General features: G+C 66.1%; 16 protein-coding genes. 7 read left to right on the forward strand and 9 right to left on the reverse strand.

The annotated features are described in order from the left end of the window. Positions 1–73: 73 nt before the first annotated feature. The 5 genes from ACEN9P_RS14510 to slmA all read left to right on the forward strand — a co-directional run bounded on the left by ACEN9P_RS14510 (position 74) and on the right by slmA (position 5,070). Positions 74–862: an NAD-dependent epimerase/dehydratase family protein gene (locus ACEN9P_RS14510; protein ID WP_495619647.1), complete on the forward strand. Its 789-nt coding sequence runs from the start codon at positions 74–76 to the stop codon at positions 860–862. Between the two features lie 90 nt (positions 863–952). Next, complete coding sequence (gene argB, locus ACEN9P_RS14515; protein ID WP_074576764.1) at positions 953–1,849, forward strand: acetylglutamate kinase; 897 nt, start codon at positions 953–955, stop codon at positions 1,847–1,849. 159 nt (positions 1,850–2,008) lie between these two features. Then, positions 2,009–2,710 carry a response regulator gene (locus tag ACEN9P_RS14520; protein ID WP_495619648.1) on the forward strand — a complete coding sequence of 234 codons (702 nt, stop codon included), beginning with the start codon at positions 2,009–2,011 and terminating at the stop codon, positions 2,708–2,710. Between the two features lie 107 nt (positions 2,711–2,817). Then, positions 2,818–4,257, forward strand: a complete 1,440-nt coding sequence (locus ACEN9P_RS14525) for a sensor histidine kinase (RefSeq protein ID WP_477663275.1) — start codon at positions 2,818–2,820, stop codon at positions 4,255–4,257. Positions 4,258–4,419: 162 nt separating this feature from the next. Then, positions 4,420–5,070 (forward strand): nucleoid occlusion factor SlmA, encoded by a 651-nt coding sequence (slmA, locus tag ACEN9P_RS14530; RefSeq protein WP_477663218.1) that lies wholly within the window; start codon positions 4,420–4,422, stop codon positions 5,068–5,070. 195 nt (positions 5,071–5,265) lie between these two features. On the opposite strand, the gene manD is transcribed toward slmA, so the two are convergent. The 7 genes from manD to ACEN9P_RS14565 form a co-directional block, all read right to left on the reverse strand. After that, entirely contained in the window at positions 5,266–6,477 is a 1,212-nt protein-coding gene (gene manD, locus ACEN9P_RS14535; protein ID WP_477663219.1) for a D-mannonate dehydratase ManD, read from the reverse strand. 49 nt (positions 6,478–6,526) lie between these two features. After that, positions 6,527–7,321, reverse strand: a complete 795-nt coding sequence (locus tag ACEN9P_RS14540) for an amino acid ABC transporter ATP-binding protein (protein ID WP_477663220.1) — start codon at positions 7,319–7,321, stop codon at positions 6,527–6,529. Continuing rightward, complete coding sequence (locus tag ACEN9P_RS14545; RefSeq protein ID WP_477663221.1) at positions 7,318–7,977, reverse strand: amino acid ABC transporter permease; 660 nt, start codon at positions 7,975–7,977, stop codon at positions 7,318–7,320. Before ACEN9P_RS14545 ends, ACEN9P_RS14540 begins: the two co-directional genes overlap by 4 nt. Beyond that, complete coding sequence (locus ACEN9P_RS14550; protein WP_495619649.1) at positions 7,974–8,639, reverse strand: amino acid ABC transporter permease; 666 nt, start codon at positions 8,637–8,639, stop codon at positions 7,974–7,976. The genes ACEN9P_RS14545 and ACEN9P_RS14550 overlap by 4 nt, the downstream gene beginning before the upstream one ends. A gap of 79 nt (positions 8,640–8,718) precedes the next feature. Beyond that, positions 8,719–9,567, reverse strand: a complete 849-nt coding sequence (locus ACEN9P_RS14555; RefSeq protein ID WP_477663223.1) for a transporter substrate-binding domain-containing protein — start codon at positions 9,565–9,567, stop codon at positions 8,719–8,721. Positions 9,568–9,628: 61 nt separating this feature from the next. Next, on the reverse strand, positions 9,629–10,465 hold the full coding sequence (locus ACEN9P_RS14560) for a substrate-binding periplasmic protein (protein ID WP_477663224.1): 837 nt from the start codon (positions 10,463–10,465) through the stop codon (positions 9,629–9,631). Positions 10,466–10,522: 57 nt separating this feature from the next. After that, positions 10,523–11,263: a FadR/GntR family transcriptional regulator gene (locus ACEN9P_RS14565; RefSeq protein WP_477663225.1), complete on the reverse strand. Its 741-nt coding sequence runs from the start codon at positions 11,261–11,263 to the stop codon at positions 10,523–10,525. A gap of 128 nt (positions 11,264–11,391) precedes the next feature. Here ACEN9P_RS14565 and ACEN9P_RS14570 point away from each other — a divergent pair, with 128 nt between their 5' ends. Both ACEN9P_RS14570 and ACEN9P_RS14575 read left to right on the forward strand, forming a co-directional pair. Further along, entirely contained in the window at positions 11,392–12,834 is a 1,443-nt protein-coding gene (locus ACEN9P_RS14570) for a mannitol dehydrogenase family protein (RefSeq protein WP_495619650.1), read from the forward strand. A gap of 3 nt (positions 12,835–12,837) precedes the next feature. After that, the gene (locus tag ACEN9P_RS14575) at positions 12,838–13,593 is read left to right on the forward strand and encodes an SDR family NAD(P)-dependent oxidoreductase (protein ID WP_477663227.1); all 756 of its coding nucleotides are present in this window, start codon (positions 12,838–12,840) and stop codon (positions 13,591–13,593) included. Here ACEN9P_RS14575 and ACEN9P_RS14580 read toward each other — a convergent pair. After that, complete coding sequence (locus tag ACEN9P_RS14580; protein ID WP_477663228.1) at positions 13,590–14,645, reverse strand: malate/lactate/ureidoglycolate dehydrogenase; 1,056 nt, start codon at positions 14,643–14,645, stop codon at positions 13,590–13,592. The two genes, ACEN9P_RS14575 and ACEN9P_RS14580, sit on opposite strands and share 4 nt — an antisense overlap. A gap of 25 nt (positions 14,646–14,670) precedes the next feature. Continuing rightward, positions 14,671–16,206: a UxaA family hydrolase gene (locus ACEN9P_RS14585; protein WP_495619651.1), complete on the reverse strand. Its 1,536-nt coding sequence runs from the start codon at positions 16,204–16,206 to the stop codon at positions 14,671–14,673. Positions 16,207–16,249 lie beyond the last annotated feature (43 nt).

The raw sequence follows: 16,249 nt of genomic DNA on the forward strand, positions 1-16,249 counted from the left end.
GACGGGACGAACCAGCACTATCGGGTCGCTGCTGCTTCCTTTGCTGTTGCGGCAAGGCCTTCAGGTGCAGGCATTGGGACGCCAAGCCCCGGCTGAGGAGGATCGTGCACCGGGCCTGGCCTGGTTCAAGACGGACCTGGCCGCGCCCGCGCAGGAACTGCCCTCGGTCCAGGCCGGCGCCCTGATCCACACCGCAAGCCTCTGGCTGCTGCCGGGCTGGCTCGAAAAATTCCACGCGCGCGGCGTGCGGCGCGTCATTGCCTTCAGCTCGACCAGCCGTTTCACCAAGCTGGCCTCGGCCAGCCCTTATGAGCTGGAGGTGGTCAACAAGCTGATCGCGGCCGAGGAGCACCTGGCGGCCGAGTGCGAGCGGCTGGGCATGGCCTGGACGATTTTCCGGCCCACGCTGATTTACGGCGGCGCCGGCGGGGACCGCAACGTGGCCGACATCGCGCGCCTGGTACGCCGCTTCGGCTTTTTCCCGCGTTTCGGCCAGGCCCTGGGCCGGCGCCAGCCTGTGAATGCGCGCGACCTGGCCCTGGCCTGCGTGCAAAGCCTGGACGTGGCCGCCAGTTTCAACAAGGCCTACAACCTCAGCGGCGGCGAAACCCTGGCCTATGTCGACATGGTGCGGCGCATCTTTGAAACCCTGGGCCGCAAGCCGGTGTTCATTCCCGTCCCGATCTGGGCCTTCCGTGTCGCGGTGCGGCTGGCGCGGCTGCATCCGCGCTTTTCGCACCTGACGGCCGACATGGCGCTGCGCATGCAGGCCGACCTGGTGTTCGACCACCAGGACGCCACGCGCGACTTCGGCTACCGCCCGGGCCGCTTCGATCCGGCCTACCTGACCACGCTGCGCTGACCCGGCCACCCTGTGCCGTGGGGGCGCCGGCTATGTTGCACAATGGCGCCATCCTCCCTTTTTAGACCTTTGGCCATGAGCGACACCTCCATGACTGATCCTGACCTCTCCCACGTCGGCCCGCGCGACAAAGCCGAAATCCTGGCCCAGGCGCTGCCCTACATCCGCAAGTTCCACGGCAAGACCCTGGTCATCAAATACGGCGGCAACGCCATGACCGACCCGGCCCTGCAAGCCGACTTCGCCGAGGACGTGGTGCTGCTCAAGCTGGTGGGCATGAACCCGGTGGTGGTGCACGGCGGCGGCCCGCAGATCGAGGCCGCGCTGAACCGCCTGGGCAAAAAGGGCCACTTCATCCAGGGCATGCGCGTCACCGACGAGGAAACCATGGAAGTCGTCGAATGGGTGCTGGCCGGCCAGGTGCAGCAGGACATCGTGGGCCTGATCAACCAGGCCGGCGGCAAGGCCGTGGGCCTGACCGGGCGCGACGGCGGCCTGATCCGCGCGCAAAAGCTCAAGATGCTGGACAAGGACGACGCCTCCAAGGAGCACGACATCGGTTTTGTCGGCGACATCGTCAGCATTGACCCCAGCGTGGTCAAGGCCCTGCAGGACGACGCTTTCATCCCGGTGATCAGCCCTATAGGCTTCGGCGAGGAAAACGAGAGCTACAACATCAACGCCGACGTGGTCGCCGGCAAGCTGGCCACGGTGCTCAAAGCCGAGAAGCTGGTGCTGCTGACCAACACGCCCGGCGTGCTCAACAAGGCCGGCGAGCTGCTCACCGACCTGAGCGCCCGCGAGATCGACGAACTGTTCGCCGATGGCACGATCTCGGGCGGCATGCTGCCCAAGATCGAGGGCGCGCTGGATGCGGCCAAGAGCGGCGTGAACTCGGTGCACATCATCGACGGCCGGGTGCCGCACGCCATGCTGCTGGAGATCCTGACCGACCAGGCCTACGGCACCATGATCCGTTCGCACTGAGAAAAGCGGCGGGAAAGGCCGGCGGCCGCCAGCCGTCAGCCTGGTGAAAGTGCGGCTCTGTCAGACTGCGGGCTGGCGGACCGGCGCGGGGCCGAAAAGAACAAGGACAGGCCGGGGCGCTCTATAGATAGGCATTGGCAGCGAACCGGACAATTCGTGATGCGACTTCTCTTGGTTGAAGACGACGTGATGGTGGCCAGCGGCATCAAGCTGGGGCTTAGCGACGCCGGTTATGCGGTCGACTGGGTCGGCAGCGCCGAGCGGGCCGAGGAAGTCCTGCAGGGCGAAACCTTTGACGCCGCCATCATCGACATCGGCCTGCCGCGCATCGACGGGCTGGAGCTGACCCGGCGCCTGCGCCGCGGCGGCCTGGCCATGCCGGTGCTGATCCTGACCGCCCGCGACGCCCTGCAGGACCGCGTCCAGGGCCTGGACCTGGGCGCCGACGACTACATGGTCAAGCCCTTTGAGCTGCCCGAGCTGCTGGCGCGCCTGCGCGCGCTGCTGCGCCGCTCGCAGGCCGCCACCAGCGCCACCCTGAGCTTCGGCGCGCTGGAACTCGACACCGCCAACCGCGAGGCGCGCGCCAACGGCCAGCTGGTAGAGCTCGGCCCGCGCGAATGGACGGTGATGGAATACCTCTTGATCAACGCCCCCAAGCCGGCCAGCAAGGACAAGCTCCTGCAGGCCATGACCGGCTGGGACAAGGAGATCACGCCCAACGCCATCGAGGTCTATATCTCGCGCCTGCGCGGCAAGCTGGAGCCGCACGGCATTGCCGTGCGCTCCATCCGCGGTTTTGGCTACCGCCTGGAACTGACGGAAGCCGCGCCCGGCTTGCCCGGCGCGGGCGCCGAGTAAGCGCCGCGCGCATGGACGCTTCCGGCCGTTCCTGGGCCGACCGCCTCAAGGCCCGACTGGCCGCCCTGGCCGCGCGAGCCGGCCGCAGCCGCCTGATGCCGCCGGCCATGAAGTCCGGCCTGCAGCGCCGCCTGCTCTTGCTGCTGCTGGTGCCGCTGGGGATTTTTGCGCTGGTCAGCGTTTACTTCGACTACCAGACCGCCGGCAACGTCGCGCTGCAAAAGGACCAGCAGCTGGCGCGGCTGATCCCCTTGCTGGCCGATTCCGTGGTGGGGCCCGGCATCACGCCCGGCGGGCGTGAGCCCTTGCTATTGCTGGCGCCACCCGTGGACGACTTCCTCAAGGGCCGCATCGGCTTTGCCGGGTTCCGGATTTCCGATGTCCAGGGCGAATTCATGGCGGGGGAGGAGTGGATCCCCGAACTCCTGCCGGCCACGCATGAGACCGAGTTCCACAGCATCGAACACAAGGGCGTGACCTACCGCATCGCGGCCCAGCGCGCCAACACGGCCGCGGGCGAGTTGATCGTGCAGCTGGCCGACGGCTCAGACCCGCGCCAGCAGTGGGTGCGCTCCGTGCTGCTCAAGGTCATACTGCCCAACCTCATCCTGGTGATGGCCGCGGGTTTTGCGCTCAACTGGGCCGTCACGCGCGCGCTCAAGCCGCTGATCGAACTCAAGGACGCGGTGGAGCGCCGCAGCCCGCGCGACCTGAGCGCCATAGACCCGCAGACCACACCCGCCGAGGTCCAGCCGCTGGTCAGCGCGCTGAACCGGCTGTTCGGCCTGGTCAACGACCAGGCCGAGGGCCAGCGCCGCTTTGTGGCCGACGCCGCGCACCAGCTGCGCACGCCGCTGGCCGGCTTGCAGGCGCAGGTCGAGGCCTGGGCCCAGGCGGCGCGGGTGGCGCAGGCCGCGGGTTCGGACGGCGCCGTCACGCTGTCGGCCGAGAAGATCACCAAGCTGCGCAATGCGACCCGGCGCACTTCGCAGCTGGCCAACCAGCTGCTGGCGCTGTCGCGCGCCGACGCCACGGCCGCCGCCGCCCAGCCCATGCAGCGGGTGGACCTCAAGGACCTTTGTGAGTCCATACTGCCGTTGCACCTGGACGCCGCCGCCCGCAAAGGCATAGACCTGGGGCTGGAGGCCGAGCCCGCCCAGACCACGGGTTATGAATGGCTGCTGCGCGAACTGCTGGGCAACCTGGTCGACAACGCCGTCAAGTACACGCCGGCCGGCGGCACCGTCACCCTGCGCTGCGGCCTCAGCGCCGGCTCGCCGCCGCCGGACGCCGGCGGCGACCCCGAGCATCCGCGCTGGGGCGTGTTCCTGGAGGTCGAGGACGACGGCCCGGGCATTGCGCCCGATGAGCGCGCCAAGGCCTTGCAGCGCTTTTACCGGGTCCAGGGCACGGAAGGCGAGGGCAACGGCCTGGGCCTGGCCATCGCCAGCGAAATTGCCCGCGTCCACCATTCGCAGCTGGAGCTGGGCGACGGCGGCACAGAGGCCTCGGGACCGCGCGGATTGCGGGTGCGCCTGAGTTTGTAGTCCGCCCGCCACAGTGAGCGCTCGCTGTTATGAAACAGAACGTTGTAGCTACGCCTCACGCGTTAAAACCCGGGCTGTTCAAGCCCTGAACCGTCACTTCCCTGTGCGAGAATGAATTGCAACGATATCCGGTTTTTTGAAACATTCTCCACTCGATCGCCTATGTCCGACCTTGCGCCTGAATCCGAACTGAGCCCCCAGGGCACGCCAGCCTCCGCCGAGCCTGCGGTGCGCAAGCGCCCCAAACCGGGGGAGCGCCGGGTCCAGATCCTGCAGGCGCTGGCGACCATGCTGGAGCAGCCGGGCGCCGAACGCATCACCACCTCGGCCCTGGCGGCCAGGCTGGAAGTCAGCGAAGCGGCGCTTTACCGCCATTTCGCCAGTAAGGCCCAGATGTTTGAAGGCCTGATCGAATTCATAGAGCAAAGCGTCTTCACCCTGATCAACCAGATCGGCGAACGCGAGCCCGACCACTCGATTCGCACCCGCAAGCTGGTGGTCATGGTGCTGCAGTTCGCCGAGAAAAACCCCGGCATGACCCGCGTCATGGTCGGCGATGCCCTGGTGTTTGAAAACGAGCGCCTGCAGGAACGCATGAACCAGTTCTTCGACAAACTGGAATCCAGCCTCAAACAAAGCCTGCGCGACGCGGCAGCCGCCAGCGGCGCCGCCACCCCCACGGTGGACGCCCAGGTACGTGCCTCGGTCATCGTGGCCTTTATGGTCGGCCGTTTGCAGCGTTTTGCCCGCTCGGGTTTCAAGCGCCTGCCATCGGAACATCTAGAAGCCAGCCTGGCGACAATCCTGGCCTAAACAGACGACTCCTATCTAGTGGGGGCCATAGGCGCCCGTCCCCTGCAAGGGGAAAAGGCGCGACACGGAGTGCGCGTCCGATAGGGACGATTCTTCCCCAGCAGGGGCCGGGATCCGGCTTTGCCGGTCCCAAGGCGCCTGTCCCCTTGAGGGGAGGGGGCGCTACACGAAGTGAGCGCCAGCAGGGGGGCCTATCTACCAGTTCCAGAGCGTGCCGTCGTGCTGCAAGCGGTTCACCGGCAGGTAGGCGCGCTGGTAGGGGTATTTGGCGGCCAGCTTCTCGTCGATTTCCACGCCGTGGCCCGGCGTTTCGCCGCAGTGCATAAAACCCTTGTCGAAGCGGTAGCTGTGTGGGAAGACCTCGTCGGTCTGCTCGGTGTGGCGCATGTATTCCTGCACGCCGAAGTTGGGCACCCAGGTGTCGAAGTGCAGGGCCGCGCCCATGCACACCGGTGACAAATCGGTCGCGCCGTGGCAGCCGGTGCGCACCTGGTGCAGGGAGGCGAAGTCGGCGATGCGCCGCAGGTGGGTGATGCCGCCGGCGTGCACGACGGTGGCGCGTATGTAGTCGATCAACTGGTTCTGGATCAGGTCCTTGCAGTCCCAGATAGTGTTGAAGATCTCGCCCACGGCCAGCGGCGTGGTGGTGTGCTGGCGTATCAGGCGGAAAGCCTCCTGGTTTTCGGCCGGCGTCGCGTCCTCCAGCCAGAACAGGTGAAAAGGCTCCAGCGACTTGCCCAGCCGGCCCGCTTCGATGGGCGTCAGGCGATGGTGCGCGTCGTGCAGCAGATGGATGTCAGGCCCCACGGCCTGGCGCACCGCGTCGAACAGCTTGGGTGTGTGAAGCAGGTATTTTTCGCTGCTCCAGTCGTGCTCGCTGGGCAGGTTGCCATCGGCCGGCTCGTAAAACATGCTGCCCTTGCCCACGCCGTAGACTTTTTCCAGGCCCGGCACGCCGCTTTGCGCGCGTATCGCCTGGTAGCCCATCTCCTTGTAGCGCAGCACCTCGTCCACCGTGTGGGCGATGTCGCTGCCGTTGGCATGGCCGTAGACCATCACGCCGTTGCGGCTGCGCCCGCCCAGCAACTGGTACAGCGGCAGGCCGGCGGCCTTGGCCTTGATGTCCCAGAGGGCGGTGTCCACCGCGGCAATCGCGCTCATGGTCACCGGGCCGCGCCGCCAGTAAGCGCCCTTGTAGAGGTATTGCCAGATGTCCTCGATCTGGTGCGCGTCGCGGCCTATCAGGCAGGGAATGACGTGTTCGGTCAGGTAGCTCACGACCGCCAGCTCGCGCCCGTTGAGCGTGGCGTCGCCGATGCCGCTCAGGCCTTCGTCGGTTTCAATCTTGAGGGTGACGAAGTTGCGGCCGGGGCTGCAGACAATGACGCGGGCGTTGGTGATTTTCATGAAAGGTCAGGGGGTAATAAAAGAATGACAGTCGGGGAGGCTGCGGCTTTCAGCCGTTCCAGCCGAGGTGGCCGAGGAAGTCGCGCGTGCGCGCCACCGTGGGGTTCTCAAAAATCTGCGCGGGCGGGCCTTCTTCCAGGATGGCACCGTTTTCAAACACCACCACCCAGTTCGCCACGCGCTGCGCAAAACTCATTTCGTGCGTGACCACGATCATGGTCATGCCTTCCTGGGCCAGCTTTTTCATCACATTGAGCACCTCGCCCACGGTTTCCGGGTCCAGCGCTGAGGTCGGCTCGTCGAACAGCATCACCTCAGGCTCCATGGCCAGCGCGCGGGCTATCGCCACGCGCTGTTGCTGGCCGCCCGAGAGGTTGGCCGGGAAGTTTCCGGCCTTGGACTCCAGCCCCACTTTCTCGAGCAGCGCCATGGCGCGTTTGCGCGCGTCGGCTTCGCTCATGCCCAGCACGGTGATGGGGCCCATGGCCACGTTGTCCAGCGCCGTCTTGTGCGGGAACAACTCAAAACTCTGGAACACCATGCCCATGCGCTGGCGCACCTTGCGCACCTCGGTCTCCCGCGTGGGCAGCGGGATGCCGTCCAGCAGCACGCGCCCGCCGTTCAAGGTTTCCAGCGCGTTGGTACAGCGCAGCAGCGTCGACTTGCCCGAACCGGATGGCCCGATCAAACACATCACCTCGCCCTTGTTCACTTGCAGCGAGACGCCGTTGAGCGCCACAAAATCGCCGTAGAGCTTGCGCACGTTCTCGTAGACCAGCACGGGCGGCTGCTCCGCGCCCTTGCGCGCCGCGGTGGCGCCGCCTTGTCGGGTAGCTGATGTCATTCCTTGACTCCGTATTTTTTGTGGATCCAGTCCACGAGTTTTGCCTGGGGGTAGCCCATCAGCCAGTAAATCGCGGCCATGGCGGTCAGCATTTCCAGCACCCGGAAGGTCTGGGCGCGTATCTGCATGGAGGTATAGGCCAGCTCGCTGACGGCGATCACCGACACCAGCGAGGTGTCCTTGAACAGCGAGATCCAGGTGCTGGCCAGCACCGGCAGGATGCGGCGCGCCGCCTGCGGGATCACCACCTTGAACATGGCCTGGCGGCGCGACATGCCCATGGCCAGCGCCGCCTCCATCTGGCCCTTGCGTATGGAGTTGATGCCGGCGCGAAAGGTCTCGGCGTTGTAGGCCGAGATGTTGAGCACCAGCGCGACCAGCGCCGTCGTCAGCGCCGAGAACTGCACGTCGAAGGCGATAGGCATCACGTAGAAGGCCCAGTAGATCACCAGGATCAGCGGCAGGTTGCGGAAAAACTCCACAAAGGCCAGCGAGACGGAGCCCAGCAGCTTGTTGGACGACAGCCGCATCAGCGCCAGCAATATGCCGCCCGGCACGGCCAGCAGCATGGTCAGCACCGTCAGGCCCACGGTCATGAGCGCGCCGTCCCACAGCGCGCCGCGATGCGTCCAGATGACGTTCCAGTCGAAATTCATGAGCGCCCCAGGTGTGCGAGTTTTTGGTACATGCGGTCGACGACGCGGGTCACCGGGAACAGCACCAGGAAGTACAGCACCATCACGGCCGTGAACACCTCGACCGGCCGGTAGCTCTGGCCGGCCACGGTTTCAGCGCGGTGCATCAGCTCGGGCACGGCGATCACGGTGGCGATGGCCGTGTCCTTGATCGCCATGGTCAGCACCGAGCCGAAGGCCGGCAGCATGCGTATCGTGGCCTGCGGCAGGATGATCTTGCGCAGGATCTGCGCGCGCGACATGCCCAGCGCCAAGCCGGCGCGCGTCTGCCCGGGGCGTATCGATTCAATGCCGGCGCGGATGATCTCGGAGGCATAGGCCGCGATGTGCAGCGTCAACCCCACCAGCGCCGCCCAGAAGGGCGGAAAGGTCACGCCGGCCAGCAGCGGGAACGCGAAGTAAATCCACACCAGCACCACCAGGATGGGGATGGCGCGCATGGTGTCCACGTAAAACACCAGCACGGTGCGGAGCCAGCGCGGGCCGTACAGGCGCAGCAGCGCGATCACCAGCCCGGTCAGGATGCTGGTCACCGCGCTGACCACGCTGAGCAGCACGGTGATGCCCAGCCCGCCGGCGAAGAAACGCCAGTTCTCGATGATCGGTGAAAAATCCACGTCCATGAAAGGTCCGTCCGGGGTGAAATAGGGATGGCGCGGCCCGCCTGGCCAAGCAGCGGACCGCGATGTGACAGGAGGCGGATTACTTCAGGTTCTGCGTCATGCGCGCTTCTTCGGCCTGCAGTTGCGGCTCCATGCGCTTTTCGACCTCACGCAGCCAGTCCAGGTAGACCTGCTCGTTCTTGTTCACGCCCATGCCGGTCTTGATCTCGAAGATCTTGCTGTCCTGGCAGTTGTTTTCTTTCGGGAACACCGCCAGGCCCTTGACCTTTTTATTGATGTTGGGCCAGAGCATGCGGTTCAGCGGCGCCACGTCGGAGCGGCCGGCCAGCACCTCCTCAATCGGCGCGACCGAGCCTGAATTGGCCACACCGCGCAGCTTGGCCTTGGAGAATTGCTCGCGCACCAGGGGCTCCTCTCCCGCGCCCGAGAAATAGGCCATGGTGATCTCGGGCTTGTTGAAGTCTTCCAGCGTCTTGGCATTGGTGAACTTCGGGTTGTCGGCGCGGCCGAACATGCACACGCCGGTGCTCGAGAAAGTCACAAAGTCAATGATCTTGGCGCGTTCGGCATTCTGGTTCAGCGGGCCGATCATGATGTCCATCTGGTTGGCGATCAGCGCCGGCACCTTGGTTTCATGGCTGACCGGTACAGGCACGATCTTCACGCCCAGCAGCTTGGCGAACTCCTTGCCCAGCAGCCAGGAGGGGCCGGACCAGGGCTCACCCTCGCCGGTGGTGTTCTGCGCCAGCCAGGGCGGGTTGTTGACCACACCGACACGCAGCACACCGGCCTTGCGGATCGCATCAATGCGCTGGCTGGCGCCGGGCGCGGGCGGCGTCTGGGCCAAGGCGGCGGCCGATATGCCGGCGGCAACGGCGGCCAGCGCAAGATGGCGGCACAGGCGCAGGGAAGAACGGAAGCGGTTCATGGTTTGTCTCTTTCTGTTTGGGTCTTGTGGGTATTCCGGGAATGGAGGGCGGCGTTGGCGCTTACTTGAGCGATTCGATCACGCGCTTTTCTTCGGCCGCGAGTTTGGGTTCCAGCGTTTTTTCCACCGCGCGCAGCCAGTCGAGGAAGGCTTGCTGGTTTTTGTCGACGGCCAGGCCCACGGGCGAGGCTTTTTCCTTGCTGCCCTGGCAGTTGTTTTCCTGAGGAAACACCGTCAGTCCCTTGACCTTCTGGTTCAGATTGACCCAGGGCACACGGTTGATGGGTGCCGCATCGGCGCGCCTGGCCATGATTTCTTCCACGGGTGCGGTCGCGCCCGAGCTGGCGACGGCGCGGAACCTGGCCTTGGGGAAACGTTCCTTGACCCAGTTCTCTTCGGCGCCGCCCGTGAAGTAGGCAATCGTGATGTCGGGGCTGTTGAGGTCGTCCACCGACTTGACCTTGGCCAGCTTGTCGTTGCCTGCGCGGCCGAACATGCAGACGCTGGTGGTCGAATAGACCACGAAGTCCACCACCTTGAGCCGCTCCGGCGTTTCGCCCAGCGGACTGATGGTCATGTCGACCTGGTTGGCGGCCAGCACCGGCACCTTGGTCTCATGCGACACCGCCACTGGCACCAGCTTGACGTTCAGGAGACGCGCATATTCGGTCGCCAACGTCCAGGCCGGGCCGCTCCAGGCCTGGCCGCCGCTGGTGTTCTCCAGCAGCCAGGGGGAGTTTTGCAAAACACCCACGCGCAGCTCGCCGGATTTTTTGATCGCGTCTATGCGCGGGCTGGCGCCGGGCGCCGGCGGCGCCTGCGCGAACAGCGCGGCGCTGGCCAGGCCCATCGCCAGGCCCGCCAGGGTGGATTTGAGTTTCAGTTTGGGCGTGTTCATCTTGTCTCTCGTTGTGTTGTTTGGGGAAGAACTGTCTGGAAAAAAGCGTGGAACCATTCACCTCCAGGCTTGGGCGAATTCGCTAATGACGCGTTCCAGGTGCGCGCGCATGGCAGCCCTCGCGGCAATCGGGTCGCGCGCCAGCAGCGCCTTGAAGATGCGCTGGTGATCGGCGTGCGAGGCCAGGCGCAGCTCGGGCGTGTGGAAGTGGTGTTCTATCTTGGTCCAGACCGGGCCCTTGGCCTGGGCCCACATGGCGCTCACCATCTGCAGCAGCACGCTGTTGCCGGTGGATTCGGCGATGCGCAGGTGGAACAGTTGGTCGGCCGCCTCGTTTTCTTCCTTGTTGTCGATGTGCTCGCGCATGTCGCTGAGGGCAGTGAAGATGCGGTCCAGGTCGCCGTCCTTGCGGGTTTCCGCCGCGACCGCGGCGATTTCCGACTCGATCAGGCAGCGCGCGCGCAGCAGCTCAAAAGGGCCGGGGCCGGTCTCTGACATAAAGGGCGAGGTGGTCGCGTTGCCGCGCACCTGGGTGACATAAATGCCTGAGCCGCCGCGTACTTCCACCACGCCCTGCAGTTCCAGCGCGATCATGGCTTCGCGCACCGAGGTACGGCTCACGTCAAAACGCTCGGCCAGCGCGCGCTCCGACGGAAGCCGCTCGCCGAGCTTGAATTCGCCCTGGGCGATCAGCGCCAGCAACTGCGTGGCCAGGCGCTGGTAAGAGCGGTCGGACAGCGCCCGGGGCGCCGTTGAACTGTCGTCGGGGGAGGCCGGTTGGATGAGTTGGAGTGCCATGGTGGATCCCAAATTGGTTGGACCAATTATCGAATTTGGCGCCCAAAATAGCCAATAGTGGTTTACCACTATGGATAAGTGGTCAGTCCAATCGTCCAATAAAGTCCTTTCATCGGCAGACCACAGGCATGCGCGCACTCTCCCAAACCGTTCTGGACGACCGAGCGGCTCCATCCTCCCTGCATCCCCCCGGCTACCCAAGAGCCTCCCTGGCGCCCGGCGTGCTGCACCTGGGCCTGGGCGCCTTCCACCGAGCCCACCAGGCCGTGGTGTTCGACGCCCTGCTGCAAGCCGGCGATGCACGCTGGGGCGTGCTGGGCGTGGCCATGCGCAGCACCGGACTGGCCGACGCGCTGGCCCGCCAGGATGGGCTTTACACCCTGCAGATCGCCAGTGCCGAGGGGCGGCGCTGGCAGCTGGTCGGCTCGATCCTGGGCACCTGCGTCGCGGCGCGCGAGCCGGAGCGTGTGACGGCCGCCATCGCCGCGCCCACCACGCGCTGGCTTACGCTCACGGTGACCGAAAAAGCCTATGGCCCCGCGCTCGCGGCGCAGCTTGTGGCGGGCCTGGCCGCGCGCCATGCGGCCGGCCTGGGTGGCCTGACCATCGCTTCCTGCGACAACCTGAGCGGCAACGGCGGCAAGCTGCGCCAGCTGTGCCTGGACACGGCCGCGGCCCAGGACAGCGTGCTGGCGCAGTGGATAGAAAGCCAGTGCGCCTTTCCCGACAGCATGGTGGACCGCATCGTGCCCGCCGCCACCGCGCAGCACCGTGATGACGCCGCCCGCATGACCGGCCTGGACGATGCCTGCGCCCTGGGCACCGAAGCCTTCTGGGAATGGGTGATAGAGCGCCACTTTGTGGACCCCGCCGACGGCGCCGCCCTGGCGGCCGCGGGCGTGCAGGTGGTGGAAGACGTCAGGCCGTTTGAAGAAGCCAAGCTGCGCATGCTCAACGGCAGCCACACCGCCATCGCATTGATGGGCGCCGTCATGGGCTTGCCCACGGTGGCCGATTGCGTGGCGAATGCTGACATCCGCTGGTTTGTGCACCACCTGATGACGGACACCGTGATGCCGCAGCTGCAGCGCCCCGGCCTGCCGGCCTACCGCGATGCGCTGCTCGCGCGCTTCGCCAACCCGGACCTGTACCACAAGGTACACCAGATCGCCTCGGACAGCTCGCTGAAGATTCCGCTGCGCTGGCTGCCCACGCTGCAGACCCGGCTGGCCGCCGGCGCCGATGTCGAGCCGCTGGCCTTCGGGGCGGCCGTCTGGATGCGTTACCTGCTGGCCGAAGACGAGCAGGGCCGGGCCTATGCGATTTCAGACCCCGCCGGCGAGCGCCTGCAGATGCTCGCGCAACAGCACCGCGGCGATGTGCCCGGCACGGTGGCCGCCTTGCTCCAGCAGCCAGCCATCTGGGGCGACACCTTGCCCGCCGAGCCGCGCTGGACATCGCGCGTGGGCTTCTGGCTGGAACGCGTCCAGGCCCTGGGCCTTGGCGCGGCGCTCGCCCAATTCAAGGCCGGGCATACCACCAACCTCAACACTGAACACGGAAACACCTGAACCATGATCCCCAAACATCCCCCCATTCAAGACCAGGTCGCCCTTGTGACCGGCGCCAACGCCGGCATGGGCCTGGCCACCGTGCGCGCATTGCTGGACGCGGGCTACCGCGTCGCGGCCACCGACCTGCGCACCGAAGCCGTCGCCGGCGAGCTGGCCTCTTACGGCGACCGGTTGGCCTGTTTTGTCATGGACGTGAGCGACTACGCCCAGGTGCAATCGGCCTGCGACGACATTGAGAAACACTTCGACCGCATCGACGTCTGCGTCAACAACGCGGGCTTTTTGCAGTACGCCAATTGCGAGCAGACCACGCCCGAGCTCTGGCACAAGACACTGAGGATCAACCTGGACGGTGTGTTCTATGTGAGCCAGCGCGTCGCCCCGGGCATGAAGGCGCGCGGCTTCGGCCGCATCGTCAACATATCGTCTTTTGGCGCGAAGACCGGCGGCCTGTCGCCGCTGCCCGCTTACGCGGCCAGCAAGGGAGGCGTTACTTCCCTGACCTTCAGCTTCGCGCGTGAATACGCGCCCTTCGGCGTGACCTGCAATGCGCTGGCTCCGACTTTTGTCAAAACCCAGATGCTGACCGAGCAGGTCAGCGCCGAGCGGCAGGCCGAGCTGCGGCAAAAAATTCCAGTGGGGCGCTTTTGTGAGCTCGAGGAGCTGGCGCACAGCGTGCTGTTTCTGGCCCACCCCATGAGCGGCTTTATTACCGGCGAGGTGCTGGACCTCAACGGCGGCCTGCAGTTCGATTAAACGTTCAGGCCTACTTTGTTAGCAGCACCCACAATTTCCTCCCAGGTGCTGGCGTCAATGTCTATGCCGTCACGCTCGCGCTCCACGCGCGCGCGGCGCTCGGGCTCGCCGGCAATCTGCACGCCGTGCTCGCCATCGGCCGGCGGGCTTTTGCGCAGCCACTCGACGAAAGCCAGCGCCTCGGTTTCCAAGGCTGACTGGGTGCCCAGTTTGCCGGGGTCAATCAGGATGGTGAGCATGCTGTTGTAGACCGCACGCGTATTGACAGTGGGGTGGTGCCAGGTGCCGCCGCCGGTGAGCGCGCCGCCCAGCAGCTCGCAAGCCACGGCCAGGCCGTAGCCTTTGTGCTCGCCAAAGGGCATGAGCGCGCCGAAAAACCCATTGGCCTGCGGCACCACCACCACGCCGGGGTCGGTGGTGGGCTGGCCGTGTTCGTCAATCAGCAAACCCGGTTGGACAGATTTGCCCTGGTTGTGCGCTACGCGCATCTTGCCCTGGGCTACGCGGCTGGTGGCGAAGTCCAACACAAAGGGCGGGGCGTCCTTCAGCGGCACCCCTATGCAGCAGGGATTCGTGCCGTAGCGGCCGTCGGCGCCGCCCCAGGGCGCCACCACGGGCCGCGTCATGACGTTGACGAAATGCAGCGACACCAGGCCCTGCGCCACCGCCATCTCGGCGAAATGGCCTATGCGTCCGAGGTGGTGCGATTCGGCCAGCGCCAGGATGCAGCTGCCATGCTCTTTGGCGCGGGCCATGCCCAGCAGCATGGCCTGCTCGCCGACCACCTGGCCGTAGCCGCGCTGGCCGTTGAGGCTCAGCAGCGCGCCGGCGTCCAGCACGGTCTTGACCTGCGCATTGGGCGTGAGCCCGCCTTCGAGCACCGCGTCCACATAACGCGGCAGCATGCCCACGCCGTGCGAGTCGTGGCCGCTGAGGTTGGCCATGACCAGGTTGGAGGCGACTTTGTCGGCTTCTTGCGCCGAGCTGCCGGCCGCGGCGAGGATGCGGGCGCAGTGCTCCCGCAGGGCTGGGGCTTGGATGTTTTTTTGCATGGACCTTGGAAGATGAGGGTGAGGTTTACATCACGGCGCCGACTTGCCAGGGCACGAACTCGTTCTGGCCGTAGCCGTGTTTTTCGCTCTTGCTGGGTTCGCCCGAGGCCGTGGCCAGCACCATCTCGAAGATGCGCTGCCCCATTTCCTGCACCGACACGCCGCCGTCGATGATTTCGCCGCAGTTGATGTCCATGTCTTCTTCCTGCCGCTGCCACAGCGCCGAGTTGGTGGCGAGCTTGAGCGAAGGCGAGGGCGCGCAGCCATAGGCCGAGCCGCGGCCGGTGGTAAAGCAGATGATGTTGGCGCCGCCGGCCACCTGGCCCGTGGCGCTGACCGGGTCGTAGCCCGGCGTGTCCATATAGACAAAACCGTGCGCGCCCACGGGTTCGGCGTATTCATACACCGCCTCGAGGTTGGAGGTGCCGCCTTTGGCCACCGCGCCCAGCGATTTTTCGAGGATGGTGGTCAGCCCGCCGGCCTTGTTGCCGGGCGAAGGGTTGTTGTTCATCTCGCCATCGTTGATTTCGGTGTAGTGCTCCCACCACTTGATGCGCGAGATCAGCTTCTCGGCGATCTCGGGCCGCACGGCGCGCCGCGTGAGCAGATGCTCGGCGCCGTAGATTTCGGGCGTCTCGCTGAGGATGGCGGTGCCGCCGTGGGCCACCAGCAGGTCCACCGCCGCGCCCAGCGCCGGGTTGGCGCTGATGCCCGAATAGCCGTCGGAGCCGCCGCACTGCAAACCTATGGTGATGTGGGCGGCGCTGCAGGGTTCGCGTTTCACGGCGTTGGCCTGCGGCAGCATCTCCTTGATCATGGCGATGCCCTTGGCCACGGTCTTGGCCGTGCCGCCCGTGTCCTGGATGCTGAAGACGCGCAGGGTTTCACCCTCGCGCAGGCTGCCGTGGGCCAGCCAGGCGTTGATCTGGTTGGACTCGCAGCCCAGGCCTACCACCAGCACGCCCGCGAAGTTGGGGTGCGTGGCATAACCGGTCAGCGTGCGCTGCAGGATCTGCAGGCCCAGGCCGTCGGAGTCCATGCCGCAGCCCGTGCCGTGCGTGAGCGCGACCACGCCGTCGACGTTGGGAAAGTCTTTCAGCGCCGAGGGGTTGTTCTGCCGCGAAAAATGGTCGGCGATCGCGCGCGCCGCCGTGGCCGAGCAGTTGACGCTGGAGAGTATGCCGATGTAATTGCGCGTGGCCACGCGGCCGTCGGGCCGCTTGATGCCCATGAAGGTCGCCTCGCGCCTGGCGGGCGCCGGCTTCACGTCGGCGCCGAAGGCGTAGTCGCGCGCGAAGTCGCCTTTGTCGGGCCCCATGTCGAGGTTGTGCGTGTGCACATGCTCGCCGGGCGCAATCGGCTTGCTCGCGAAACCGATGATCTGGTTGTAGCGCCGCACCGGCTCGCCCGCGGCCAGCGCGCGCGTGGCGATCTTGTGGCCGGAGGGGATCAGGCCGCGCACGGTGATGTTTTCGACCTGGGTGCCGCCCACCAGCTGGGCTCGGGCAATCAGGACGTCGTCGGCGGGATGGAGGCGAATAAAGGGCGTGGTGGTCGTCATGGAAATCATCGTGGAGGTGATGGGGCGTTGTATCCCCGGTTGT

The organism is Polaromonas sp. Polasp52, from assembly GCF_059491565.1.